This window comes from Haliea alexandrii (assembly GCF_003719295.1).
Lineage (GTDB): Bacteria > Pseudomonadota > Gammaproteobacteria > Pseudomonadales > Halieaceae > Haliea > Haliea alexandrii.
In genome coordinates this window covers 881,144-906,809 of record NZ_RFLW01000001.1, presented here as the reverse complement: position 1 = coordinate 906,809, position 25,666 = coordinate 881,144, and the positions used below count along the sequence as shown (strand labels likewise).

The window sequence follows — 25,666 nt, the reverse complement described above, 5'->3', positions numbered from 1 at the left end:
GAATGTAAAAGAACTTTTCCCATCTGGAATATTAACAGGGCAAGCGACTCTTGGCAGTAACTACCGGGGTTTGAGGAATGCGCCGGGATCTATTAGAGTCATTTCATCGCGCAACTGCCTCTTAAGCACCTTCCCGCTGGCATTCCGCGGCAGGTCGCCCACAAGATAATAGTACTTGGGTCGCTTGAAACGCGCCAGGCGCGCCAGGCAGAGGTCGTCCAGTGCCGCGAGATCCGGCACTGACCCGGGCGACGCCACTACGATGGCAAGTACACTTTCACCCCATTCTGCATCCGGCAGGCCGATGACGGCGATATCGGCGATATCGCTCGACTCATGCAGCACGTCCTCAACCTCACGGGCGTAGATATTCATGCCTCCGGAGATGATCACGTCCTTTTTCCGATCCAGCAGTGTGAGATAGCCTTCATCGTCCAGACGGCCGATGTCGCCAGTGCGAAGCCAGCCCGCAACCACCGTTTCCGCAGTGGCATCCGGCCGGTTCAGATACCCTTGCATGACGGTTGCGCCGCTGACAGCAATCTCGCCGGTCGCGCCGGGAGCCAGTGGCTGGCCTTCATCATTGAGCACGGCGATCCGCAGGCCTGTTCGCACAATACCCACGGATGCCAAGCGGTCCTCGCGTTGCTCGCGGATACACTGAGCGATCATGGTCTTACTCATGGCCGTGATGGTACAGGGGCTTTCGCCCTGGCCGTAGCCGTTCCACAGTTTTGCCCCGAACATCGCGTAACCGGTACGCAGGTCCGCCGGGGTGATGGGAGCTGCGCCCAGTAGCACCGCCTTCACGTTGTCCAGGTTTGCGTGCACAAGTGCCTGATAGCGATCGAGACGCCGCAGGAGTGTAGGCGGCATGAAGAAGGAGAGCTTCGGATAATGATTGATCAGAGTGGCGAGTTCCGCAGCTTCGAAGCCGCCACTCTCTGGCAGGACATTGTTGCCGGCCTTGGCTACGAAAGACAATCCGAACAGGCCCGACGCGTGGGAGGTCGCCGCCAGGTGGAGCAGCGCATCGTGCTCTCCCAGAGAGTCGATATCGGCATAGTAGGCCAGCGTCATGGCCATGAGATTGCCGTGGGAAAGCATTGCCCCCTTGGGTTTACCGGTGGTGCCGCTGGTGTAGAAGATCCAGGCCAGGTCACTTGTCTGCCGATCCGCGATAGCCGCGGTCGGTGACTGCAGCGCGACATGGTAGTCCGCGCTGCGAGGAACCAGAATGGCCACGTCGTCGAGGAGTGCTTGCAGTTCCGCGGCCTGCTCCGCGCTTGTGAATACCAGCCGCGCGCCGCAGTCCCGCACCATGAAAGCAAGCTCACTCGCACTGAGTTTGGCATTCATCGGGGCCGCGGCCAGTCCGGCATGCCAGGTTGCATAGAGTATTTCCAGGTATTCAGGGCAATTCGGGGTAGTGATCGCAACCGTCATGCTGTCGCCAGCATGGTTCCTGATGGCGGAAGCGAGGCGGGCCGTGCGCTCCCCGAGCTGCGAGTAATCAAGTACTGCGCGGCACCCAACGGAGACCGCAGGTCGTTTGGGGTAACTCAGGGCTGTGTTTTCCAGCAGCTGTGCGACATTCATCTGCAGGCTTCCAGGATGCTGACAACTACCGCGGCCTCTTCGATACCCATCAAACCGCCGCCATTTTCCTGCAGGGCCAGTTTTGCCCCAGCGACCTGGCGCGGACCCGCTTCACCGCGCAGTTGCGTCACCAACTCGTGAATTTGTGCAAGGCCCGTTGCCCCTATGGGATGACCCTTGGATTCTAATCCCCCCGAGGGATTGAAAGGTATGCGCCCTCCAAGAGTGGTTTCCCCCCTCTCCGCGCCGGGGCCGCCCTCGCCGAAGTCGAAGAACCCCATATTCTCGCTCTGCTGGATCTCGCCAAAGGCGGTGGCATCGTGGCATTCCGCGACGTCTATATCCGCCGGCGCCACGCCTGCCGTCTCGTAGGCCCTGAGAGCGGCGCGGCGGGAGATATGTTTCTCGATCTCGGTGTGCTCCCGGCGTCCCCCGTTCATCAAGCAGCACGCCCGTACCTTTACCGCCCGACCCGGATGTGCCATGCGCTTGAGTGCCGATTCGCTGCAGAGTATCGCGGCGGCGGCACCGTCGCTAATTGGCGAGCACATTGGCAGTGTAAACGGCCAGGCGATCAACCGGCTGGCCAGTACCTCGTCGATGGTGAAGGGTTTGCGGTACTGAGACAGCGGGTTTGCAACCGAATGGCGGTGGTTCTTGGCGGCCACGGCGGCGATCTGCCGCTGGGTCGTGCCGAAACGTCCCATGTGGTATTTGGCAAAGGCGGCGTAGATGTCCATGAACACGGTGCGTGTGCTCTCGCGCGCCGCTTCTTCTTCGGGCGTGGGTACAGCGGCAGACATCGCTTCCAGCCTGTCCACAGTATTCTCGCTGTTGGCGCGGTCCCAGCTACCCTGGAACGCTGCCATGGAAAGGGTCGAGTCCGTGTGGCACATCTTTTCAGCGCCGATGGCGAGGGCGATATCCACCTGCCCCGCCTGTATCTGGGTCATGGCGATATGAAAGGCCGTGGAGGCACTGGCACAGGCGTTCTCCACATTGATGATAGGCACGCTGTCGAATGGCAGTCCGGACAGGGCAACCTGCCCGCGAATACCGAACTGCCCCTCCATGGCACCTTGAGTCGCGTTAGCGAAGGTAATTGCGCCGATATCGTCGTGCGACAGAACGGCATCCCGAAGTGTCAGGCGCACGGCTTCCTCTGTCAAATCAGTCAACGACCGATTCAGGAAGCGCCCGAATGGCGTCATGCCTACTCCGATTATGTATACATCGCTCATGTTGTTCCGCCTTTGTGATGACGAATTATTGTATGACAAAATAGTAGTAATGTACCATGCTTGCGTGATTGCTTATCAACTGCGCCGGTGCATGCCGCGCATCGTCCTGGAGAGAATACAATGACTCGACTCGCCAACCACCGGGTGCTGATCGTCAACGATGACGGTATCCATGCCCCAGGCATACGACTGCTCGAAAAAGCAGTAAGAGAGCACTGTGATGACGTCTGGGTGGTCGCGCCGGATGAGGAAAAATCCGGAGCCTCCCACTCGGTCTCTATGCACGTTCCCATTCGTCTCAGGCAGCTAGACGACCGGCATATCGCGATCAAGGGATCGCCCACCGACTGTGTCCTGATGGCTCTGCGGGAGATCATGCAAGAGCTGCCGACGCTGGTGCTCGCGGGCATCAATCGAGGCGGTAATCTCGCGGATGAGATTCACTACTCCGGCACAATCGCGGTCGCCATGGAGGCGGCGCTGATGGGCATTCCCTCCATTGCACTCAGCCAGGTATTCGAGCGTGGCGCCGATGTGCCCTGGGACACCTCGGAACGTTATATCGTACCCGTCGTCGAGCAGATACTTGAGCGTGGGATAGCCGCCGGCTCCTTCGTCAACATTAATTTCCCACCGGTCACCCCCGACGCGGTCAGCGGAGTTCAGGTCGTGTCCATGGGCCGGCGTCCGCCCGGAGCGTTCAAAACCGAAGGCCGAGTGGATAACCGGCAGATACCGTATTACTGGGTTCACCTGGAACCGGATGCGGGCGGCGATGCGGACGGCACTGATCTGCGCGCGATGGCGGATGGGGCGATCTCCGTCTGCCCACTGCAGGTGGATATGACAAACCGCGCGATGTTCGCGGCTCTCTCCGGCATGACACTGAATCGCGATTAACACGGTATGTAGCAAAAATGGTGGCGCAGGCGGCTGGCCAGCTGTGCCTGGCCTTTGTCACTCAGAACCCGATAAGCTGACTATGTGACCCACGTCACTACCCAGCGCAGCGGGGAGTTGTATCCTTGTACTTCGGCGCGTCCTTGGCCCCGCGGATAGAGCAGGCGGCGTCCCATATCCAGGATTCGAGGGACTTGTTTATTTCGGACTTTATTTTTGCCATGCAGTGTTCAGACCCAGCGACTACCACGAAAGGCTGTCGATTATAGATGTAAATATCCACCGGGTTATGCCTTTTTAGTATTAGCATCCCAGCTGTCTGATGGAAGTTCAATAGCCACAGTGTACCCATTGAATTCCATTCCAGTCCATTCCTGGTGGCTGCCGGCATGATGGTTTAGGATATTCGTCGTCGCAAAATGTTCCCGATATCTTCTTTGGAATAGTAGAAATGGCTGCGCCCACTCCTAACCTTGAGTTGGGCTAACCTTCAATCTGGGTTCCCTAGCGACTAGAACGGGACAATGTCAGGCGATCCAAGGCTCAGGATAAAAGGGATCCAACTTCAGACTCTGCGAGCCCTCCTGCACGCTCGTCTGTCACAGCTATCAATCAGGACAGCATCGACAGTGACAACAACGGAAACATCCGCGGCGCCTACTTCAATACCACCGATAAGTCTACCAAAAACCCCGCCCGCCCTGGGTTGGGTAAGTGGTGCCAATGGCACCACTTAGTCCGTCGAGAGCTGACGGGGTTTCCAGCCGGAACCGTCTTAATCCGTCGCGCCTAACCGCAAGTGCGTCCATTTGAACCAAAAGCCCCGACCTGTAGTGACGGGGTTTCCAGTTCTCCCGGCCGTGGTCCTCGCTTTGAGAGCCATCAGTTGTCGCCTGCGTGCCGATGCCAGCCCAAGTCACTGCCCAGCGCAGCGGGTAGTGACGTGGGCGCTGTCCCCCGCCCATGCCGCAACAAGCACTCACTCAGAACCGCCTGGTTTCTGCGGAAACAACCGAAAGAGCGTCCAGACCTGTCTCATTCCCACGCAACCCGTAACCCGGCAGGACTTGGTGCAGGTGGTGCCACTGGCACCACAAACCCCGTCCGGATGCGACGGGAAAAAACCCCGCCGCAACTTGACCGGGTTTTTTGTGACAAACGCATTATCTGTTGGTCTATACTCCCGACAGTAGCGAATTTACCCGTGGCCACTACGGAAAAGTGGCAAGGAGACCCCACCTTGCAGTCGCAATCGGGGTAGGCAGATTCCGGTAGTATTGGAATCTGCTGAACGCGTCAGCCAGGGCCTTTCTTGACGCAGCAGTCAGTAATGACCGGGTCCATCTTCGAACCATCACGGTGCCCCACAGCCTGGGTCGCCGCACCTTCCAATCCATCCCGCTCTTCCAAGGGTTTGTTCAAACGCCGCAGTTGCTGCCGGGGGCTGCGTCCTCGGCCGCCCACTGCTTTTTTAACCACGCAAACACTCTGGCGGTCAGCGTGTTCTGCCCATTTCACTCAGGAGGTAATTCCACCCAGCCTCAGGCTGGATAACCGTTGGTTTGCACGGGCCAGTTTTCCCTAGAAAACACACCGTGCTGTCTATGGCCAGACACATTCAGGTCAACCGGGATTGGTGTCCCGTGATCGTTCCGCCTAGCGGGCCTGCGCAGCTTCTGTTGCCAGGTGATCAGAAACACTCACCGAAGGATCAACACTATGCGCGACCTGAACTACCAACTGAAAATGTTATGCCGGCACAGCCACGAAGGCAGCTTTGAAACCCGAGTTGGCCGGGAACGGCAGCTGACGGCCATCGCCAACCAGTTGCACGAGCTGGGCTTCCGGCAGCTGCAGGCCACCTCCCTGAAGCAGAAGCATGTCAGGGCCCTGGTCGACCACTGGCAGGGGCAAAACCTCTCCCCCGGCACCATCAAGAACCGCATGAGCTGTTTACGCTGGTGGGCGGAGAAGGTTAACAAGCGGGCCGTGGTGGCTGGTTCCAATGACTTCTATGGCATACCGGACCGTCAGTTCGTGTCCGACAACAGCAAGGCCAAGGGGCTGGCACGGGAGCAACTTGACCAGGTCAAGGACGAGAATGTGCGCATGAGCCTCCGCCTGCAGAAGGCCTTCGGCCTCCGTAGGGAGGAAGCCCTCAAGATCCGGCCCCGCTGGGCGGATCGAGGCGACCATCTCCATCTCAAGGCCAGCTGGACCAAGGGCGGACGGGAACGCACTGTGCCGATCCGCACCAAAAAGCAGCGCGTCCTGTTGGAACAGGCCAAGCGGCTGGCTGGACTGGGCGCCCTGATCCCCGGCGGGCGCAGCTATATCGAGCAGCTCAGGATCTACGAGCGCCATACGGCCAATGCCGGCCTCTCCAAAATGCACGGCCTGCGCCATGCCTACGCCCAGCAACGCTACCTGGAGCTCACTGGCTGGCCTTCCCCACACGGCGGCGGGCCCAGCAAAAAGGACCTCACTTCGGCACAGCAGCAGGCGGATCAAAAGGCGCGCCTGGCCATCAGCAGGGAGCTGGGCCATGTCCGGGAGCAAATAACCGCGGTGTACCTGGGGAGATAGACCATGCAGATCCAGCCCCGCCTCATCCGACTCCGCGATGCCCCCGACTACCTGGGCATGGACCGCAATCGCTTCAATCGGGAGGTGCGCCCTGCCCTGACGGAACTTCGCATCGGCAGCCAGGGTGTTGCCTTCGACCGCCTTGAAATGGACGCCTGGGTGGACCAATATAAACGGTGCAACGGGCGTCCCGCACGACATCGAGGAGATGAACTATGGGACGCAATCGAAACTCCGGGCTGCGGAAGCGGGGTGGGATCTGGCATATCGACAAGCAGGTCCTCGGCCATCGCATTCACCAAAGCACTGGAACGAGCGAACTCAAAACGGCGGAGCTGATACTGGCCCGCCGGGTTGAGGAGATCAGGCAGGCGTCAGTATTCGGCATACGGCCGGTGCGCATTTTCCGCGAGGCAGCCACGCGCTTTCTCGAGGAGAACACCCACCTGGCCACCCTCCGGACCTACGCCTTCCATCTCAAAGAGCTGGACCCGTACATCGGCGAACTGCCGCTGCATCAGGTCCATATGGGCACACTGCAGGCCTACATAGATCAAAGGAAGAAGGAGGGCAAGAAGAACAAGACCGTCAACGGCGCCCTGGCCACGGTGCGCCGGGTTCTCAACCTCAGTGCCCGGCTGTGGCGGGATGAACACGGTTTGACCTGGCTGGAGTCGGCACCGCTGATACAGTTGCTGCCGCTACACGATGCCAGGCGCCCCTACCCGCTCAGTTGGGAGGAGCAACACCGTTTGTTCAAGGCGCTGCCGGATCACCTGAGCCGGATGTGTCTGTTCAAGGTGAACACCGGCTGCCGGGATGGCGAGGTCTGCAGCTTGCAGTGGGATTGGGAGATCGACGTGCCGGAACTGGGCACCTCGGTATTCCTTATTCCGGGAGCAAAGGTCAAGAACCGGGAGGATCGGTTGGTGGTACTGAACCGGGTGGCAAAGTCAGTGATCGACAGCGTGCGCGGGCAACACCCGCAGCGCGTCTTCACCTACTACGGCCGTCCGGTACGCAGCATCAACAACAATGGCTGGAAAACGGTCCGGCGCAAGCTGGGCCTGCCGATCCGGGTGCACGACCTGAAACATACCTTCGGTCGCCGCCTGCGAGCGGCCGGTGTGCCCCTGGAAACCCGGAAAATACTGCTGGGCCACAGGAACGGCGACATCACCACGCACTACTCCGCGCCGGAGCTGGAGGAGCTCATTGAGGCGGCAAATCGGGTGTGTTCAGGAAAGTCCGGCAAAACTCCGGCACTGGTGGTGCTGCGGCACCGAACCCAGAGCGCCGGTGCGCGGTAGGCAATTGATTTTGAAGGGGAAAGTGGTGGGCCGTGCTGGATTCGAACCAGCGACCAATTGGTTAAAAGCCAACTGCTCTACCAACTGAGCTAACGGCCCCGGAGGAGGTGCGTATAGTACGGATTTGACCATAAAACTCAAGTGCTTTTTACGTCAAACGCCGGCAATTGACCCGCTATGCCCGGTAACGCGTCGGGTCGGCAACGCCAGCCTGCAGGAAACCGTCGCGCCGCAGTCGGCAGGCATCGCAACGGCCGCAGGCCAGACCTTCATCGGTAGCCTGGTAGCAGGAGACGGTGAGCGCGTAGTCGACACCCAGGCCGATACCTGCGGCAATGATTTCGGCCTTGGAGAGATGCATCAAGGGCGTGTGCAGGGTAAGCCGCCGCCCTTCCACGCCAGCACGGGTGGCAAGATTGGCCATTTCCTCAAAGGCGGTAATGTAGGCCGGGCGGCAGTCGGGGTAGCCGGAGTAATCCACGGCATTCACCCCGATAAAAATAGCCTGGGCATCCAGCACCTCGGCCCAGCCCAGCGCAATGGACAGGAACACGGTGTTGCGTGCCGGCACGTAGGTCACCGGTATTCCTGTTGTCGCCTCCTCGGGCACGGCGATAGCGGGATCGGTAAGGGCGGAACCGCCGATGCTGTCGAGATTGAGGGTAACGACCTTGTGCTGTACACCGCGGTGCGCGGTCGATACACGCTCTGCCGCCACCAATTCGGCGCGATGGCGCTGCCCGTAATCAAAACTCAGCGTGTAGCACTCATAGCCCTGCCGCAACGCCATGGCGAGCACCGTGGTGGAATCCAGGCCGCCGGATACCAGGATAACCGCACGCTGCCCCGTGCCCGGGCGCTCAGTGACCGGGCTCATCGTTCCACAACAGTTTGTGCAGCTGCAGCTGTAGCCGCACCGGGAGGTTATCGGCGAGAATCCATGCCGCCAGCTCGCGCCCGTGCAGCTGGCCATGGCTGGGGGAAAACAGCACATCCGACACGCGCTGCGCCAGGTTGTACTCATCCAGCTTGAAGCGTGCCCACTCGTAGTCCGCGCGGTCGCAAATCACGAACTTCACCTGATCGTGAGGTGTGAGGTGCTGTACGTTGCTGTAATCATTGCGGTGGGCCTCTTGGGAGGCGGGCGTTTTCAGGTCGAGCACTTTCACCACGCGGGGGTCCACCTCGTCCACCGGCAATGCGCCGGAAGTCTCCAGCGAAACCTCGTAACCGGCATCGCACAGCGCGGACAGCAGTGGCAAACAGTTTTTCTGGGCCAGGGGTTCGCCACCGGTCACCGTCACATAACGCGGCCTGTATGCAGCCACGTCGGCCAGCACCCCGGACATCGCGCGCAGCTCTCCGCCATTGAAGGCATAGGCGGTATCGCAGTAAACGCAACGCAGCGGGCATCCGGTGAGCCGCACGAACACGGTAGGCAGGCCCACGGTACGCGCTTCGCCCTGCAGTGAGTAGAAGATCTCGGTGATCCGCAGCGTGGGGTCGCCGACGGCATCAGGAGCCGGGCCGGCGCTGGTCGATAAAGTACTTGTCATGGGCTGACCGGGGTCAGTAGTTCTCGTTGATGAAGTCCTGAGCCAGTTTCACCGCCGCACTGTTGGAGGCACCATACTCATTGATGACGCGATCAAAAAACTCGCGGGCGCGATCCCGATTCCCCTTGGTAAAGTGGATCTTGCCCAGCTTGAACAGGGCATCGGGCACCTTGGAGTCGGCAGGATACAGATCAAGCAGCAACATAAAGGACTGTCGCGCGGACTCTACATCGGGCGGGGTCGTAACCAGATACAACTCACCCAGCCAGTAGTGTGCATTGGGGGTGAAGCGGCCTGCAGGGTAGTCGCGCAGGAACTGCTGGAAAGCACTGACGGCCTCATCGAACTTCTGGCCGCGCACCAGCGCATAGGCCGCCTGATAGGCCGCCGCCTCACCGGGCTGCTCCGTTGTGGCAGCAGCGCCAGCCGCCTCGGGGCGAGGGGCTGCTGCCGCAGTCGAATCCACCGCAGCCGGGCCCGCGGTTGGCAGTTCTGCACCGTCGACCGAACCACCGGCCAACAGGCTCAGGCGGCGGTCAATATCGAGATAGCGTTCCAGGCTTTGGCTCTTCAAGGTGCGCAGCTCGTGAGCCTGCTCTTCGACAACCCCGTTGAGGCGCATGACCTCCTGCTGCAACTGCTGTACCTGCAGCATCAACTGCCCGGCATTACCGCCAGCGGCGGCAACAGGCGCTGGCGCGACCGGAGCCACTGTGGAAGCGGACTGTTCCGGGTTGGTGGCCGTGCCAATGCCATAGCTGGTAACCGGATAGGCTTGTGCCGGCTGGGCACCCTGCCCCGCCGAACGGGACGCAGGGGCGGAACTCGCCGCACGACCCTCGGCCGCCGCGCGCTCAGCTTCCACGTCTATGTAGTCCTGGGCTTGTGCCAGAACGCAGAACGGGCCGACTACAAGGGCCAGCCCGTTTGCCAGCAGCGCTCGAGTGAACGCTTTGCCAAACAGCAGCATGCGCTACCCGCGCCTTACTTCAGCTCAACGCGACGGTTCTGGGACCAGTTGGCCTCGCCGGAACCGTATGCGATAGGCTGCTCTTCACCGTAGCTGACCGTTTCGATACGGTAGCTGGCAATGCCGTTGACGACCATATAGTCGCGTACCGTGTTGGCACGACGCTCACCCAGAGCCATGTTGTACTCGCGGGTACCGCGCTCGTCGGTGTGCCCTTCCAGGCGCACGCTGCGATCGTTGGTGCGCAGCAGCTCGATGTGCGCGTCAAGCGCTGCCTGCGCCTGGGGCTTCAGGGTGGAGCTGTCGTAGTCGAAATAGAACACATTCCCTACAGCGGCCACGGCGTCCTGCAGGCGCTGCTCGGCCATCGCCGCGTCTTCCAGCGCTGCGCGCTCGGCCGCGGAGCGTGCCGCAGCCTCTGCAGCAGCGGCATCGGCCGCAGCGGAATCGTCCTTGGTGTCCTTGCTAGAACAGGCGACCAGAAACACTGCCGCGAAGAGCAGGGTCAGCACCTTACCGGCAACAGTCAGTTGTTTCATTGCTTTGCTTTCCTTCGAATAGATGAATGACATTGGCTACTACAGCCGCGCTAGCGGCTCATATATGGTGACCATGCCGGTTCACGGACATCGCCTTCGCGCGCCGGTAAACGGAATTTCACGCCTCCATCCACGGATACTGCAGCCAGAATGCCACGATCCCCGGACTTGGTGCCGTACAATACCATAGAGCCATTGGGCGCGATACTGGGACTTTCATCCAGATCAGTGCTGGTGAGGATCTGCAGGCGGTTGGTGACCAGGTCCTGCAGCGCGATATGAAACTGGCCCCCCGCCTGATGCACCATAACCAGGTTGCGCCCGTCCTGGGCCACGCGCGCCCGGGCATTGTAGCTGCCCTCATAGGTCAGGCGTTCAGTCGCGCCGGTGCGCAGGTCGTAGCGGTAGATCTGCGGGCGTCCACCGCGGTCCGAGGTAAACAGGATGGAGCGGCCATCCGGCATCCAGGTGGGCTCTGTGTCGATGGCATAGTGCCGGGTCAACTGCGTGAGTTCGCGGGTGCGCAAATCCATCAGGTAGATATCCGGGTTACCGTCTTTCGACAGCACCATGGCCATGGAATTACCGTCCGGCGACCAGGCCGGTGCACCGTTCAGGCCACGGAAGTTGGTGAGCTGCACCCGCGCACCGCTGGCAAGCTCCTGACGGTAAATAGCAGGGCGGCTGGTCTCGAACGACACGTAGGCGATGTGTTTGCCATCCGGTGACCAGGACGGCGCCATGATCGGTTCGCGGGACTCCAGCAACACGATGGGCCGCGCGCCGTCGGAGTCGGACAGGGTCAGACGGTAGAAGTCCTTGCCAGCGGGATTGCGGGTGACGGACACATACAGCAGCCGTGTGGCAAAGGCGCCGGGAATACCGGTCAGCGTTTCATAGACTTCATCGGCAACGCGGTGCGCCAGCATGCGCGCTTCATTCACATGCCCCTCCTCATAGCCGCTAAGCACCCGGGCCTGGCGATTGACATCGAAGAGCTCGTACTCGATGCGCATCTGCACCTGGCCGGTCACCGAGGCTCGCCCGATCAGGACATATTCGGTGTTGATCGCTCGCCAGTCGCGGTAGAACACTTCCTGCTGGGTGGAGGGACGGGCCAGCATGTCGCCGCGCCCGACCGGGTCGAACTGACCACTGCGAGCCAGATCGTTGTCGATCACCTGCGCCACATCCTCGGGCGCGGTGCCACCGCCCTGCCAGGCAAAAGGCACCACAGCGATCGCGGTGGGGTTGTCCATGCCCTGAGTGATCTCGATCACCAACTCAGCCCGGGCGCTTAGGGTTGCCAGCGCGACCACGGTCGCTACCAGCACTGCTGTCAGGTGTTTCATCAGTAACGTAGATCCTCTGGTCGGAAGAGCAGGCGAAAGCGCCTGAAGTTCTGTTCAAATTCCCGGGGTGGCAGGTTCTTCAGCTCCGGAAAATTGCCGGCACGCTCGACCGCGGCAATCGCCGAGCGATCGAAGGCGGTGTCACCACTGCTGCGCAACACGCTCACACTGACCACTTCGCCCGTGGGTATCAACTGTATGGACAACAAAACCTCCATACCGTTGCGCGCGGTGGGCGGGCGGCTCCAGCGCTGCTCGACGGTCTGGCGAATCAGTGAGGCATAACTCGCCGCCAGTTCCGCCGCAGCCGCCGCTGCGCGCGCCGCCTGGGCCGCCGCCTCACGTTGGGCCGCTTCCTGCCGCGCCTGTTCCGCCAGCTCCTGCGCGGTGGGCCCCTTGGGTTCTGGCTTGGGCTCTGGCTTGGGTTTCTCAACCGGCTTGGGCGCGGGTTTTGGCTCGGGCTTCGGCGCCGGCTTGGGGGCCGGCTTCGGTTCGGGTTTCGGCTTGGGCTTTACCACCGGCTTGGGGACAGGCTTGGGCTCAGGCTTCGGCGGCGGCTTGGCGACAGGCTTGGGCTCCGGTTTTGGCGCGGGCTTTGGCTGCGCCTCGGCGAGCGTTACCAGCGTGGCATTGATCACCTTGGGTGCCGGCTTGGGCTTGACCACGCGCTCGTCGGAAAAGGTCCAGTTTGCCGCCAACAAGAAGATGACCAGCGCGTGTAACGCCAGGGTAGCCAGCGCAGGGCGCAGGATGATGCGCGGCGTGGCCGGTTTGGCGTACAGCGAGTTCACTGCGGTGGCTCTGTCACCAGTCCAACGCTGGGTGCACCGGCTTCCTGCAGGGCCGCCATCAGAGTCACCACCTCACCGTAGGGCACAGCGCGGTCCCCCCATACCAGCACCGGTTTCTCGGGGCTGCGGCGCATGACCGCACCCACCCGCTGGGTAATTGTGGCCAGCGAAAGCGCCTGGCTTTCTTCCTCACCCAGGTTCAGGAACAACTGCCCTGCACTATCGACCGAAATGATCAACGGCTCACTGTCCTGGTTTTCCACCGGGTCGGCGTCGGCAGTGGGCAAGTCGACCTGAACGCCCTGCATCAGCATGGGCGCCGTAACCATGAATATGATGAGCAATACCAGCATGACATCGATATAGGGCACGACGTTGATGTCGGCCATGGCACGGTGCTTGTCGCGCGATCTGGACACGGCGGCGGTTATCCGGCTTTCCGATCGCGCGAGCGCAGCGCATAGGCCTGCCGGTAGAGGATGCTGGAAAACTCATCCACAAACGTGTCGTAGCGATTCAGGAAATTGTCCATGCGGTTGGAAAACCGGTTGTACGCCAGCACGGCGGGGATGGCGGCAAACAAACCCATGGCCGTTGCGATCAGTGCCTCCGAGATCCCGGGGGCAACCGTGGCCAGTGTTGCCTGGGTGGCGTTGGCCAGGCCGCGGAATGAATTCATGATCCCCCACACCGTGCCGAACAAACCGATGTAAGGACTGGTGGAACCCACGGAAGCCAGAAACGAAAGGTGTTTCTCCAGCCGCTCTTCCTCACGCAGCATGGCGACGCGCATGGCGCGGCGGGAGCCCTCGATAACCGCCTCGGAATCCATCTCGGACTGCTTGGCCAGCCGTGAGAACTCCTTGAAACCGGCGCGGAAGATGCTCTCCATGCCGACAATGAGCGCGCCACTGTCGGCGCGCTCGTTGCCTTCCCGGTAAAGCTGGGAGAGATCTATGCCCGACCAGAAGCGCTCTTCGAAGTCGTACATGTCCTCGCGGCTGTTGCGGAAATAGATAAAGCGCTGGACGATCATGTACCAGGAGGCCATGGACGCCAGCAGGAGCGTCAGCATCACCAGTTTCACGGTAACGCCGGCTTCCATAATCAGGTGGACAATACTTAATTGCGCTTCCAAGTGTCGGGCTCCCCCTCAGTGAACCTGCGCTTGGCGCAGGGTATCCAGCATGGCGCGAGGCAAACGCTGCGGCTGCAGAGAATTGCGGCCGACACAGGCAAGCGTGACTCCGGCGGACGCCAGCAGTTCACCGTCGCGACACACATCCTGCTGCAGGCTCATGGTGGCGCCACGCACCGCCTGCAACTGCACCTTGACCTGCAGTTCATCGTCCAGACGAGCCGGCCGGTGGTAGCGAACGCTCACGTCGTGCACCACGAACATCAGGTCGTGGTTGAAGATGTAATCCTTGCCAAAGCCGAGACTGCGCATGAACTCTGTCCGGGCGCGCTCCATGAATTTCAGGTAATTGACATAGTAGACAATGCCACCGGCGTCGGTGTCTTCTATATATACGCGCAGCTTAATCGAAAATTCCGCTGTGCTCACGCGCTGTCGTCCTGTTCCGGCGCCAATGGTAATTGTGCCGAATCCGGGTGGCTGGCGGCCGGCAGGCCAAAGTGCAGGTAGGCACTGCGTGTCACCATGCGCCCGCGCGGCGTGCGCACCATGTATCCCTGCTGGATCAGGTAGGGCTCGAGTACATCCTCGATGGTGCCCCGCTCCTCGGAAATGGCGGCCGCCAGGCTGTCGACCCCCACCGGACCACCGTCGAATTTCTCGATCATGGCCAGCAACAGGCGGCGATCCTGGTGATCGAAACCGCGGTGATCGACGCTCAACATGTCCAGGGCGTGATCCGCCACCTCGGCGGTGATGTGGCCATCGGCCTTCACTTCGGCGTAATCGCGCACGCGGCGCAACAGCCGGTTGGCAATGCGCGGCGTACCCCGCGCCCGGCGCGCAATCTCCAGGGCACCGTGACTGTCCATGCCGATACCGAGGATGGCCGCAGACCGCGCCACAATCTGTGCGAGGTCCTCGACCTGATAGAACTCCAGGCGCTGCACAATGCCAAAACGATCCCGCAGGGGTGAGGTCAACAACCCCGCCCGCGTGGTGGCGCCCACCAGCGTGAACGGTGGCAGGTCGAGCTTGATGGAGCGCGCGGCGGGCCCCTCCCCGATCATGATGTCGAGCTGGTAGTCCTCCATGGCGGGGTAGAGGATTTCCTCGACCACGGGGCTGAGCCGGTGAATCTCATCAATGAACAACACATCGCCCGGCTCCAGGTTGGTCATCAACGCGGCGATATCCCCCGCCTTTTCCAACACCGGCCCCGAGGTCGTCTTCAGCGACACCCCCATTTCATTGGCGATGATACTGGCCAGCGTGGTTTTACCCAGCCCGGGCGGGCCGAAGACCAGCGTGTGATCCAGCGGCTCGCCACGCCCGCGCGCCGCCTGCAGGAAAATAGCCATCTGGTCGCGCACGGCGGGCTGGCCAACGTATTCCGCCAGCGTTTTCGGGCGGATGGCGCGGTCCAGAGCGTCCTCACGGTCCCCTGTCACCTGCGGGGCCAGCAAACGGTCGGTCTCGATCATCAGCGCTGCACCACGGCTTTCAGGGCGCGACGGATAAGCGCCTCACTGTCTGCCGCCTCGTCGTCGTCCACCGCGGCGACCATGCGCGCGGCCTCAGCCGGCTTGTAGCCGAGCGCAATCAAGGCGCCCTCTGCATCTGCCACCCGACTGCTGGCAGGGGGCCAGGCAGCCGCGGATTGCCCGGCATCCGCTCCCGCCCATTGGCCCAGCCAGGGCTTGAGTTTGTCGCGCATTTCAACCAGCAGGCGCTCGGCGGTCTTCTTGCCTACGCCGGGCAGCGCGACCAGTGCCGAGAGGTCGTCGCGCTCGACGCAACGGGCAAAGGCGACCGCATCCATACCGGAGAGAATCGTCAGCGCCAGCTTGGGGCCGACGCCGCTCACTTTCACCAGTTGCCGGAACAGCGCGCGGTCGCGCTCATCGATAAAGCCATACAGAAGCTGTGCGTCTTCCCGCACCACAAAATGCGTCAGCAGGGCCACGTCAGCACCCACCTCGGGTAACTGGAACAGGGTGCTCATCGGCACCTGGATGTCGTAGCCGACACCACCCACGTCCACCAGAATGTCCGGGGGCTGCTTGTAGACCAGAGTGCCACGAATCCTGCCAATCATTCCTGCGGTTGCCTCCTAGCGCATGCGGCGCCGGCGCACCGCGGTGGCGCCGGCAATGTGTATCATACTTTGTTGACTGTGCGCGTGACACAGAGCGGCCGCCAGGGCATCGGCGGCATCTTCCTGGGGATTGGCGGGGAGCTTCAACAAGACCTTCACCATGTGCTGCACCTGGGCTTTATCGGCCGCGCCGGTGCCCACCACCGCCTGCTTGATCTGTCGCGCTGAGTACTCGGCGACTGCAAGATCGTGGGCAACACAGGCGACAATCGCCGCGCCGCGCGCCTGCCCGAGCTTCAGCGCCGAGCCGGCACTCTTGGCCATGAACACCTGCTCGATGGCGAGCTGCGCAGGACAGTGCAGTTGCACCAGCTCAGTGACACTGTGGTAGATAATGCGCAGGCGCTCGGCCAGCTCACCCGCCGGCAGGCGAATCACGCCGCTGGTGATGTATTCACTGCGCCCGGAAACGTGATTGATGATACCAAAGCCCGTCTTGCGGGACCCGGGGTCAATCCCGAGGATGACCGCCATAGTGTGCTCCGAGCGCTGCGCTGAAACCAGAGTCTGTATAAATTTACAGTATTATGAACCCGGTTCCAACCGGCGCACAAGGCATCCCGGCACTCAGTCAGCGCCCGTCACACGCGCCTGCCGCAGGCGGATATTCAGCTCTTTCAGTTGCGCCTCGTTGACGTCGCCAGGGGCATCCGTGAGTGCGCAGTGCGCGGTCTGGGTTTTCGGGAACGCAATGACATCGCGAATGGACTGCGCGCCGGTCATCAACATAACCAGCCGGTCGAGGCCAAACGCCAACCCGCCATGCGGAGGGGCGCCGTATTGCAGCGCCTGCAACAGGAAGCCGAACTTTTCTTCCGCCTCTTCGTCGCTGATGCCGAGAATGCGGAACACCGCCTGCTGCATGTCGCGTTGGTGAATACGCACACTGCCACCGCCAAGTTCGGTGCCGTTGAGCACCATGTCGTAGGCGCGGGAAAGCGCTGCTGCCGGGTCGGCCGCCAATGCTTCCGGCGAGCAGGAAGGTGCCGTGAAGGGGTGATGCAGGGGAGTAAGCGCGCCCGCAGCGTTCTCTTCGAACATGGGGAAATCGACCACCCAGAGTGGCGCCCAGCCATCGCGCACCAGGCCCTGGTCCTGCGCCACTTTCAGGCGCAGGGCACCGATGGACTCATTCACCACCGAGGCCTTGTCGGCGCCAAAGAAGATGATGTCGCCATTTTCCGCCTGCAGGCGCTGCATGAGTTCTGCGACCACCGCCTCCGGCATGAACTTCAGGATCGGCGATTGCAGGCCCTCCACGCCGGCGGCGAGGTCGTTGACCTTGATCCACGCGAGGCCACGCGCACCGTAAATACCCACGAAACGTGTGTAGTCGTCGATCTCTTTGCGGCTGATACCCGCGCCACCCGGCACCCGCAGCGCGGCGACGCGCCCCGCCGGGTCATCGGCGGGGCCACGGAACACCTTGAAATCGACCTGTTGCATGAGGTCATCAATGCTCACCAGCTCCAGGTCGATACGCAGGTCCGGCTTGTCGGAACCGAAACGCTCCATCGCCTCGGCCCAGGACATGCGCGGAAATTCCCCCAGGTCTACTGCCAGCACCGATGTAAACAACTGGCGTACCATGCGCTCGGTGATCGCCATGATGCCGTCCTCGTCCATGAACGAGGTTTCGATATCGATCTGGGTGAATTCCGGCTGGCGGTCGGCGCGCAGGTCTTCGTCGCGGAAACACTTGGCCACCTGATAGTAGCGGTCAAAACCCGAGACCATCAGCAATTGCTTGAACAGTTGCGGTGACTGCGGCAGCGCAAAGAACTGGCCGGGGTGTGTGCGGCTGGGTACCAGGTAGTCGCGGGCACCTTCCGGCGTTGCGCGCGTAAGAATCGGGGTTTCAATGTCCAGAAAGCCTTCGCCGTCCAGAAAGTTGCGCACCGCCGTGGTGATTTTGGCGCGCAGGATCAGGCGGTTCTGCATTTCGGGACGACGCAGGTCCATGTAGCGATACTGCAGGCGAACGTCCTCTCCCACCTGGGTGTGCTCATCCAGCTGGAACGGCGGCGTGGCTGCGGCATTGAGGATTTCCAGCTCCTTGCCCAGCACCTCAATCGCACCGGTCGCCATTGCCGGGTTCACGGTGGCCTCCGCCCGGGCACGCACGCGCCCCTTTACGCAGAGTACATACTCGCTGCGCACACGGTCTGCCGCGCGAAAATGCTCTTCGGTGTCGGGGTCGAACACCACTTGCACGATACCGCCTCGATCGCGCATATCGAGGAAAATCACGCCACCGTGGTCGCGGCGCCTGTCCACCCAACCGCAGAGCGTGACTGTTTGATCAATGTCGGCCGTGCCCAGGGCGCCGCAATAGTGACTGCGCATAATTCCGTTTCCGTCTGTGTCGAGTGAGGCCCGGGGGCCGAGGAGCTAACTGGCCGGCTTGGCCTCGCTGACCTTCGCGCTGGCACTGCCGCTGTCCGCTGATGCGGCAGATGCGGCAGGCGCCGAGCTCTTGTCGTCGCCGCCGGCAACCAGATTCTTCTTGCCGCTGGTCTTGAAGTCCGTTTCATACCACCCGCCGCCTTTCAGGCGGAATCCGGCTGCAGAGACTTTTTTACGCAGTTCCGCCTTGCCACAGGCGGGGCAATCCACCAGCGGCGCATCACTGATTTTCCGCAGGGCCTCGTGCAGATGGCCACAGGCCTGACACTGGTACTCATATATTGGCATTTTGTGTACTCGCCAGTAGGAAAAAGGGCAGCAAAAATTGGAGGCGCGGATTTTACCCCAAGGCAGGGCGCAGGCCAATACCGCAAAAGCCAGAGTAAAACAAGGAGGGAAGCGAGCCCCTGCACCGGAGCGTGCAGAGGCGGAAGTAGCGGAGCCTCGTCCCCGGTATCGGGGACGGGACAGTCAGGCCGTACTCAGCTGTCGGCGAAGTCCTTCATTTTCTTCAGGGGGCGCACTTTGACCGCAACGCTGGCAGGCTTGGCAGCGAAGGTGGTTTCCTCGCCAGTGAAGGGGTTGATGCCTTTGCGCGCCTTTCTGGCGGGCTTCTTCACGGTGGTGATTTTCATCAGCCCTGGCAGCGTGAATTCACCTACCGCACGCTTCTTGAGGCTGCGCTCCATCAGTGATTCCAGCTCGCCCAGCACGTCGCCCACCTGCTTCTTGCTCAGGGTGGTGCTCTCGGCGATAGAAGCCACAATCTGGGTTTTGGTAAGTTTTTCCTTGACCAGCGGTGCAGCCTTCTTCGCAGGTGCAGCGGCTTTTTTCGCCGGTGCCGCCTTGCTGGCTACTTTCTTGGCCGCCGCTTTCTTGGCAGGTGCTTTTTTCGCTGCTGCTTTTTTCGTCGCCATAGTCTTTAAACCTTCGTTTTGTTAAATAGGGACCCGCGTACAAGCCACACTGACTGCTGCCACTCGCGCGACAACACCGCTGCCAACAGGCTTACTGCAAGATATTAACCATGAAACGCTGCAATACAAGGGTTTTCGCGACACGAGGGCGAAAAAAACGCTGTTTTAACTGCGTTTTGCTCCGTTTTGGCGCACCGGGGGCGCAAAGTGGCGCCCGGAGGCGGCAAGCACCGCCCCGGGAGCGCTGTACCGCAGCGCCCTTCAGACGTAAACTGAGCCGCTCGTAAACCCTGCCCTGGAACCCTTGCATGCGCACCAGCCAATACCTGATCAGCACCCAGAAAGAGACGCCCGCCGATGCGGAGGTCATCAGCCACCAGTTGATGTTGCGCGCGGGCCTCGTGCGTAAACTCGCTGCCGGGCTGTATACCTGGCTGCCGCTGGGGCTACGCGTATTGCGCAAGGTAGAGCAGGTGGTACGCGAGGAAATGGATGCCAGCGGAGCGCTGGAGGTGAGCATGCCGGTGGTGCAGCCAGCAGAGCTGTGGCAAGAGTCCGGCCGCTGGGAGCAGTACGGGCCGGAGCTGTTGCGCATACAGGACCGCCACCAGCGCGACTTCTGCCTCGGGCCAACCCATGAAGAAGTGATCACGGACCTGATCCGCAACGAAGTCAAAAGCTACAAGCAGCTGCCACTGAACCTGTACCAGATTCAGACCAAGGTGCGCGATGAGATCCGCCCGCGTTTTGGCATCATGCGCGGGCGCGAATTCCTGATGAAAGACGCCTATTCGTTCCACATCGACCAGGCCTCGCTGGAAACCACCTACCAGACGATGTATCAGGCCTACAGCAACATCTTCAGCCGCCTGGGGCTTGAGTTTCGACCGGTAATTGCCGACAACGGCAGCATTGGCGGCAGCGGCTCCCACGAGTTTCATGTGCTGGCCAACGCCGGCGAAGATGCCATTGCGTTCAGCGATGGCAGTGACTACGCGGCGAATATCGAGATGGCCACGGCGCTGCCACCCAGTGGTGAACGGAATCCGCCCGGCGCCACCCTGAGCGAGGTACCCACACCCGGCGTGCGCAGCATTGAAGACCTCACTGCCCTGCTTTCGGTGCCGGCGGCGGCGACCGTCAAGACACTCGTGGTGCAGGGCACCGAGCCCGGCTCTCTGGTCGCTCTGGTGCTGCGCGGCGACCACACATTGAACAGCGTGAAGGCAGAAAAACTCGCAGACGTGGGCAACCCGCTGACACTGGCCAGTGAGGAGGCGGTACGCGCCGCCTGTGGCGCCGGCTTTGGCTCCCTCGGCCCGGTTGGCCTGTCACTGCCCACCATCGTTGACCAAAGCGCTGCGCAGCTCGCTGATTTCAGCTGTGGCGCAAACCGCGACGATGTGCATCTGACCGGCGTGAACTGGGAGCGGGACTGCCCGCTGGGCCGGGTTGAGGACTTGCGCGAAGTGGTGGAGGGCGACCCCAGCCCCGATGGCAAGGGCCATCTGCTGATACGTCGCGGCATTGAAGTCGGTCACATCTTTCAGCTGGGGCGCAAATACAGTGAAGCCATGCACGCCACCGTGCTGGACGAGCAGGGCAAGAGCGTCACCATGAGCATGGGCTGCTACGGCATTGGCGTGAGCCGCATTGTCGCCGCGGCCATCGAACAGAACCACGACGCACGCGGCGTAATCTGGCCCGCTGCCATGGCCCCTTTCCAGCTGGTTCTGGTACCCCTCAACATGCAAAAGTCCGCCGCGGTGGCCGAGTGCGCAGAAGCGCTCTACACGCAGTTTCGCGCAGCGGGCGTCGACGTTCTGCTCGATGATCGCAACGAACGGCCGGGGGTCAAGTTCGCCGACATGGAACTGATCGGTATCCCCCATCGCCTGGTGATCGGTGACCGCACCCTCGCCGAGGGGCAGCTGGAGTACAAGGGTCGCCGCGACGAGGAAGCCACCCTGCTGCCGCTGGCTGACGCGCTGCCGCGCGTGCTCGAGCGCCTGCACAGCTGATGCGTAGCCGGTGCGCCGGCGGGGCACGCGGGCTGGCGACGGCGGTTTTCGCACTCGTTCTTGCGCTCGCCCCTGGCCACAACGTCCAGGGGCAACCGGAAGACCCGGCAGAGCGCGAGGCCCTGCGCGTATTCCTCAACGAGACCATCAACAGCACCCACAGCTTCCAGGATCGTTACGATGCCGAGGTCTGGCTGGTCGACATGTCGGCCCGGCTGGCCCGTTTTATCAATGACCCGGAAGAGCGCCTTCTTATTTTGCGTCAGGTGCACTCCGCAGCGACGCGGGCCTCACTGCCACCGGAACTGGTGCTTGCCGTTATCGAAGTGGAAAGCCACTTCGATCGCTTCGCCATTTCGCGGGTAGGCGCCCAGGGGATGATGCAGGTCATGCCGTTCTGGAAAAACGAGATCGGCCGCGCGGAGGACAACCTCACACTGAACCGCACCAACTTCGAGTACGGTAGCCGTATCCTGCAATTTTACCTGAAACGGGAAAAGGGTGACCTGCACCGCGCACTGGCAGCCTACAACGGCAGCCTGGGCAGCCGTCGCTACAGCAACAAAGTGTACGAAGCCTGGGCCCGGCGCTGGCGCACTGCCCCTCTGCCCTGGTAAGCCACTAGCAGCGAAACTCACCCGGTGGTCGCCCGGTCCACTTCTTGAATGAGCGGTGAAATGCGCTGGGGTCGCTGAACCCAAGCGCCTCGGCCACGTCAAATATGGAAAGATGCGATTGGCGCAACAGGCGGATGGCGCGATCACGCCGGGCTGTGTCCTTTATTCTCTGGTACGAGGTGCCCTCGCTCTCCAGGCGTCGGCGCAAGGTACGGGCCGACATATTCAGGTGCACTGTCAACGCTGTGAAACTGGGCAGCGCGGCGTCCGGGGCGTTGTCTATGAGCAACCGGATACGGCGGGCAACACTGTCGTGACAGGCCTCGGGCGCGTACAACAGCAGGTAGGGTGCCAGCGCCATGAATTCTGCGAGCTGACGCTCGTCACGAACGATCGGGGCCTCCAGGTGCCTGGCGCTGAATGTCACAGTGTTGGACGAGGCATTGAACCGTACCGGGCCGGGAAAGAAATGACGCAGCGCGTCGTCACGCTCCGGCGCCGGACCGGCACAACTGGCGCTGACGACATCAATCTCCTGCCCGATCAGCCAGCCACAGAATCGCAGCCAGATGGCCAGCCCCGCCAACACGCGGTGCTGATGGTGCGCCGTTACACCCGTGCCCAGATAGGCCAGCGTGGCATGGCGGCCGCTGTCCTGCACCCACAGGCGGTTTTCCTGCGGCAGCCGGCCCCGCACACGACAGCTGGCATTGAATTCGATGGCCCGCTGCATGGCCGCGCCCAGCGCACCACCACCAAGCATGCCCAGGGCCAGCATGCGCAAGGTACCGGGCGGCGTCGTGGCGTCCGGCATGGCGCCGAAGGTCTCATCCGCCAGTTGTCGCGACACCACCGTGCACAGCCTGCTGTACTGCCGCGGTGTAATGCAGCCGGCCGGCGACGCGGCCCTCAGCGGGTCCACAGGGACCCCGGCTTCAATGAGCAGGCGACCCTGCGCTACGCCCGCCTGTTGCATGGTCCTGAACAGGCTCATGACCATTGGGGCAGGTACCACTTCGGACGGGAACTTCGGCGTGACCGACGCAGGGCGATTGCTCACACGACACTCCGCACAATTCTGGAACCCGGAGTATAGGCTGTGCTCGCCGCGAAACCCAAGCGCGCCGTCCCGGTATTTGACAAGCTTCGCGTGCCTGCCCACTATGCGTTCCTGTACGCAGCCTCAGGCAAACCCACTGCGATGACCGACATAGCACAATTGAGCAAGTGGAACCGCGATCTTTCGCAGGCGATTTCCGCACTCGGTACCGATGCATTTTTCCCCGCACTCATCGCCGCCATCCAGGGTCAGGTTCGCTTCGACTACCCGCAAGTTTGGCTCTATCACAAGGACCTGCCGCCGCAGGTGCTCTACCACGAAATACCCGACAACGCCCTGGCCTCGCAGGTAGACACGTATCTCGACGGACCCTACCGGGAGGACCCTTTCTACCAGACCTCCATGAATCAGCCGCGCTCAAAGTTCTACCGCTTGTCGCGCATCACGGCGGGCAAACTGCGGGAAACGCAGTATTATCGCGACTACTACGCCGACACGGGTACCGTGGACGAGGCCATTTACCTCTCGCGTCTGCGCGGCAGCAACGTGATCAACGTGTGCATGATGCGCCTGCCGCGTCACGGCACCTTCACCGAACAGGACTACGAAACCCTCTACCTGCTGGCAGAGCCGATTTCGGAGCTGATCAAGTCCCACAGTGAACACGACGACTTCGCGGTCACCCACCTTATCCAGCCCGGCATCGACCACCAGGTCGATCTCGCCTTCCGCACCTTCGGCGCTTCCCTGCTGTCACCGCGAGAAAAGGATGTTCTCGAACTGATGTTGCGCGGCTACGGCACGGACACCTCCGCAGACCGTCTGGGCATTGCGCTGGAGACAGTGCGCAGGCACCGCAAGAGCATCTACCGCAAGCTGGATGTCAGTTCGCAAACCGACCTGTTTTCGCTGTTTATCAATTCACTCACTTGCCTCGGCCAGGCCGCGGGTGACGATCCCTTGCGCATCTACATGGCGCCCTCGCAATGATTGGGCGGACGCAAGTACGTGACCTGCCCCGGGTGGGGCATTGAAGCCCGGAGCCACTTTGCCGATAGTGCCGCTTTACACGATTGAGTCGCGGTGTCCGAATGTCCCTTGAAGCCGACTGGTTCCTGCGGGCCCACCCGGAGATTACCACCGTCGAAGCACTGCTGCCCGACTGTAACGGCATCATGCGCGGCAAGTGGCTACCAAGGCACAAACTCGGCAAGATCTTCGATGGCGAGCTGAAACTCCCCAAAACCGCGCTGAGCCTCGATATCTGGGGCCGTGATGTCGAGGAATTGGTGTTTGCCTCCGGCGATGCCGACGGCATCTGCCGCCCGGTTGAGGGCTCGCTGCTGCCCACACCCTGGTCACCCGGCGGCCAGCACGGGCAAATCATGTTGTCCATGTTTGATGCCGACGGCATGCCCTACCTCGGCGACCCGCGCCATGTGCTCAAACAGGTGGTATCGCGCTTCCAGGAAGCCGGGTGGACGCCCGTAGTAGCCGCCGAACTCGAATTCAGCCTGGTGCGCTGGGATAACGTGGTACCCCTGCACACTTGCCCGTCACCTGCCGGTGGCTCGCCCGTCGGGGGCAACATGTATGGGCTGGATGTACTGAACCAGCACCAGCAGATGATGGAAGACCTCCGCATCGCCTGCGAACTGCAGGACCTGCCCTTTGACGGCGTGGTCAAGGAGTCCGCGCCGTCCCAGTATGAAATCAACATGCAACATGTGCCCAGCCCGGTGCTCGCCGCCAAACAGATCCTGATGATGAAGCGCCTGATCAAGGGTGTTGCGCACCAGCATGGGCTGGTCGCCAGCTTCATGCCCAAGCCATTCGAGGACGAGGCGGGCAACGGCATGCACGTCCACGTGAGCATGCTCGATGCGCAGGGTAGGAACGTCTTTGATGATGGCACGGAACGGGGCTCTACGCTGCTGCACCAAGCCATTGCCGGCTGCCTGCAGCACATGAGTGACTCGATGATCATTTTCTCTCCCGGCTACAACGGCTACCGCCGCTTCCAGGCGGGCACCCACGCACCCACTTACCCCAGCTGGGGCTATGAGAATCGCACGGTCGCCGTGCGGGTACCCGCCGGCTCCCACGCCGCGAGGCGCCTCGAACACCGGGTACCGGGCGCCGACGCCAACCCCTACCTGCTGCTCGCTGTCATTCTGGCTTCAATGCTGGAGGGCATCGAAACGCAGGCCTCGCCGGGCAGTCCCACCCGCGGTGATGGCTATTCACAGAAGAATGGCTCGCTGCCCGGTTACATGCACGAGGCACTGGACCGGTTCCACAACTCCGACTTCATCCGCGCGTCTCTCGGTGGCGAAATGCAACGCATTTTCACCCTCACCAAAGAACAGGAGGTGGCCGAGTTCCGCCGCCGTGTTTCCCTGCTGGAATACCAGTCCTATCTCGAGCGCACCTGAGCCAGGGAACCTCCAAAGGCGCCCGCGGTCCAAACGTTCGTGACGGCTACTGACGTCGCCGGTCAGTCGC

At 61.8% G+C, this 25,666-nt stretch carries 25 protein-coding genes and 1 tRNA gene; 7 read left to right on the top strand and 19 right to left on the bottom strand.

Going from position 1 to position 25,666, the window contains the following annotated elements; all coding sequences use genetic code 11:
• Window positions 1-60 precede the first annotated feature (60 nt).
• Complete coding sequence (locus tag EGJ68_RS04165) at window positions 61-1,599, bottom strand: AMP-binding protein (RefSeq protein WP_123033255.1); 1,539 nt, start codon at window positions 1,597-1,599, stop codon at window positions 61-63.
• Window positions 1,596-2,840, bottom strand: a complete 1,245-nt coding sequence (locus EGJ68_RS04160) for a thiolase family protein (protein ID WP_123033254.1) — start codon at window positions 2,838-2,840, stop codon at window positions 1,596-1,598. The genes EGJ68_RS04165 and EGJ68_RS04160 overlap by 4 nt, the downstream gene beginning before the upstream one ends.
• A gap of 120 nt (window positions 2,841-2,960) precedes the next feature.
• Here EGJ68_RS04160 and surE point away from each other — a divergent pair, with 120 nt between their 5' ends.
• The 3 genes from surE (at window position 2,961) to EGJ68_RS04135 (ending at window position 7,636) form a co-directional block, all read left to right on the top strand.
• Entirely contained in the window at window positions 2,961-3,740 is a 780-nt protein-coding gene (surE, locus tag EGJ68_RS04155; RefSeq protein ID WP_123033253.1) for a 5'/3'-nucleotidase SurE, read from the top strand.
• A gap of 1,719 nt (window positions 3,741-5,459) precedes the next feature.
• On the top strand, window positions 5,460-6,326 hold the full coding sequence (locus EGJ68_RS04145; RefSeq protein ID WP_123033251.1) for a phage integrase N-terminal domain-containing protein: 867 nt from the start codon (window positions 5,460-5,462) through the stop codon (window positions 6,324-6,326).
• Window positions 6,327-6,541: 215 nt separating this feature from the next.
• The gene (locus EGJ68_RS04135; protein ID WP_123033250.1) at window positions 6,542-7,636 is read left to right on the top strand and encodes a tyrosine-type recombinase/integrase; all 1,095 of its coding nucleotides are present in this window, start codon (window positions 6,542-6,544) and stop codon (window positions 7,634-7,636) included.
• A 23-nt stretch (window positions 7,637-7,659) separates the two neighbouring features.
• On the opposite strand, the gene EGJ68_RS04130 is transcribed toward EGJ68_RS04135, so the two are convergent.
• From EGJ68_RS04130 to EGJ68_RS04055, 16 genes are all read right to left on the bottom strand, one after another.
• A tRNA-Lys gene (locus EGJ68_RS04130) sits at window positions 7,660-7,735 on the bottom strand.
• 76 nt (window positions 7,736-7,811) lie between these two features.
• Window positions 7,812-8,513, bottom strand: a complete 702-nt coding sequence (gene queC, locus EGJ68_RS04125; RefSeq protein WP_123033249.1) for a 7-cyano-7-deazaguanine synthase QueC — start codon at window positions 8,511-8,513, stop codon at window positions 7,812-7,814.
• Window positions 8,497-9,192 carry a 7-carboxy-7-deazaguanine synthase QueE gene (queE, locus tag EGJ68_RS04120; RefSeq protein ID WP_123033248.1) on the bottom strand — a complete coding sequence of 232 codons (696 nt, stop codon included), beginning with the start codon at window positions 9,190-9,192 and terminating at the stop codon, window positions 8,497-8,499. The genes queC and queE overlap by 17 nt, the downstream gene beginning before the upstream one ends.
• Window positions 9,193-9,205: 13 nt before the next feature.
• On the bottom strand, window positions 9,206-10,162 hold the full coding sequence (ybgF, locus tag EGJ68_RS04115; protein WP_123033247.1) for a tol-pal system protein YbgF: 957 nt from the start codon (window positions 10,160-10,162) through the stop codon (window positions 9,206-9,208).
• Window positions 10,163-10,176: 14 nt separating this feature from the next.
• Window positions 10,177-10,701, bottom strand: coding sequence for a peptidoglycan-associated lipoprotein Pal (gene pal, locus EGJ68_RS04110; protein WP_123033246.1), 525 nt, complete (start codon window positions 10,699-10,701; stop codon window positions 10,177-10,179).
• Between the two features lie 50 nt (window positions 10,702-10,751).
• Window positions 10,752-12,053 carry a Tol-Pal system beta propeller repeat protein TolB gene (gene tolB, locus EGJ68_RS04105; RefSeq protein ID WP_123033245.1) on the bottom strand — a complete coding sequence of 434 codons (1,302 nt, stop codon included), beginning with the start codon at window positions 12,051-12,053 and terminating at the stop codon, window positions 10,752-10,754.
• Window positions 12,053-12,844, bottom strand: coding sequence for a cell envelope integrity protein TolA (tolA, locus tag EGJ68_RS04100; protein WP_233248663.1), 792 nt, complete (start codon window positions 12,842-12,844; stop codon window positions 12,053-12,055). Before tolA ends, tolB begins: the two co-directional genes overlap by 1 nt.
• The gene (tolR, locus tag EGJ68_RS04095; protein WP_123034033.1) at window positions 12,841-13,233 is read right to left on the bottom strand and encodes a protein TolR; all 393 of its coding nucleotides are present in this window, start codon (window positions 13,231-13,233) and stop codon (window positions 12,841-12,843) included. Before tolR ends, tolA begins: the two co-directional genes overlap by 4 nt.
• Before the next feature lie 38 nt (window positions 13,234-13,271).
• Window positions 13,272-13,982, bottom strand: coding sequence for a protein TolQ (gene tolQ / locus EGJ68_RS04090; protein ID WP_123033244.1), 711 nt, complete (start codon window positions 13,980-13,982; stop codon window positions 13,272-13,274).
• A gap of 15 nt (window positions 13,983-13,997) precedes the next feature.
• A complete protein-coding gene (gene ybgC / locus EGJ68_RS04085) occupies window positions 13,998-14,411 on the bottom strand; it encodes a tol-pal system-associated acyl-CoA thioesterase (RefSeq protein ID WP_123033243.1) in 414 nt (137 codons plus the stop codon).
• A complete protein-coding gene (gene ruvB / locus EGJ68_RS04080; RefSeq protein ID WP_123033242.1) occupies window positions 14,408-15,466 on the bottom strand; it encodes a Holliday junction branch migration DNA helicase RuvB in 1,059 nt (352 codons plus the stop codon). Before ruvB ends, ybgC begins: the two co-directional genes overlap by 4 nt.
• On the bottom strand, window positions 15,466-16,080 hold the full coding sequence (gene ruvA, locus EGJ68_RS04075) for a Holliday junction branch migration protein RuvA (RefSeq protein ID WP_123033241.1): 615 nt from the start codon (window positions 16,078-16,080) through the stop codon (window positions 15,466-15,468). Before ruvA ends, ruvB begins: the two co-directional genes overlap by 1 nt.
• A gap of 15 nt (window positions 16,081-16,095) precedes the next feature.
• Window positions 16,096-16,614, bottom strand: coding sequence for a crossover junction endodeoxyribonuclease RuvC (gene ruvC / locus EGJ68_RS04070; RefSeq protein WP_027949824.1), 519 nt, complete (start codon window positions 16,612-16,614; stop codon window positions 16,096-16,098).
• Between the two features lie 93 nt (window positions 16,615-16,707).
• On the bottom strand, window positions 16,708-18,486 hold the full coding sequence (gene aspS, locus EGJ68_RS04065) for an aspartate--tRNA ligase (protein ID WP_123033240.1): 1,779 nt from the start codon (window positions 18,484-18,486) through the stop codon (window positions 16,708-16,710).
• A gap of 45 nt (window positions 18,487-18,531) precedes the next feature.
• The gene (locus EGJ68_RS04060; protein ID WP_123033239.1) at window positions 18,532-18,834 is read right to left on the bottom strand and encodes an FmdB family zinc ribbon protein; all 303 of its coding nucleotides are present in this window, start codon (window positions 18,832-18,834) and stop codon (window positions 18,532-18,534) included.
• Between the two features lie 194 nt (window positions 18,835-19,028).
• Window positions 19,029-19,463, bottom strand: a complete 435-nt coding sequence (locus EGJ68_RS04055; RefSeq protein WP_123033238.1) for an HU family DNA-binding protein — start codon at window positions 19,461-19,463, stop codon at window positions 19,029-19,031.
• Between the two features lie 308 nt (window positions 19,464-19,771).
• Between EGJ68_RS04055 and EGJ68_RS04050 the strand changes: the two genes are divergently transcribed.
• Together EGJ68_RS04050 and EGJ68_RS04045 are read left to right on the top strand one after the other, a co-directional pair.
• A complete protein-coding gene (locus tag EGJ68_RS04050; protein ID WP_123033237.1) occupies window positions 19,772-21,484 on the top strand; it encodes a proline--tRNA ligase in 1,713 nt (570 codons plus the stop codon).
• Window positions 21,484-22,101 carry a transglycosylase SLT domain-containing protein gene (locus tag EGJ68_RS04045; RefSeq protein ID WP_123033236.1) on the top strand — a complete coding sequence of 206 codons (618 nt, stop codon included), beginning with the start codon at window positions 21,484-21,486 and terminating at the stop codon, window positions 22,099-22,101. Before EGJ68_RS04050 ends, EGJ68_RS04045 begins: the two co-directional genes overlap by 1 nt.
• 4 nt (window positions 22,102-22,105) lie before the next feature.
• Here the strand turns inward: EGJ68_RS04045 and EGJ68_RS04040 are convergent, their stop codons facing one another.
• On the bottom strand, window positions 22,106-23,161 hold the full coding sequence (locus EGJ68_RS04040; protein WP_158283483.1) for an AraC family transcriptional regulator: 1,056 nt from the start codon (window positions 23,159-23,161) through the stop codon (window positions 22,106-22,108).
• Window positions 23,162-23,302: 141 nt separating this feature from the next.
• Here EGJ68_RS04040 and EGJ68_RS04035 point away from each other — a divergent pair, with 141 nt between their 5' ends.
• Window positions 23,303-24,151, top strand: coding sequence for a helix-turn-helix transcriptional regulator (locus tag EGJ68_RS04035; protein ID WP_123034031.1), 849 nt, complete (start codon window positions 23,303-23,305; stop codon window positions 24,149-24,151).
• A gap of 101 nt (window positions 24,152-24,252) precedes the next feature.
• The gene (locus EGJ68_RS04030; RefSeq protein ID WP_123033234.1) at window positions 24,253-25,596 is read left to right on the top strand and encodes a glutamine synthetase family protein; all 1,344 of its coding nucleotides are present in this window, start codon (window positions 24,253-24,255) and stop codon (window positions 25,594-25,596) included.
• The last annotated feature ends 70 nt before the right edge of the window (window positions 25,597-25,666 follow it).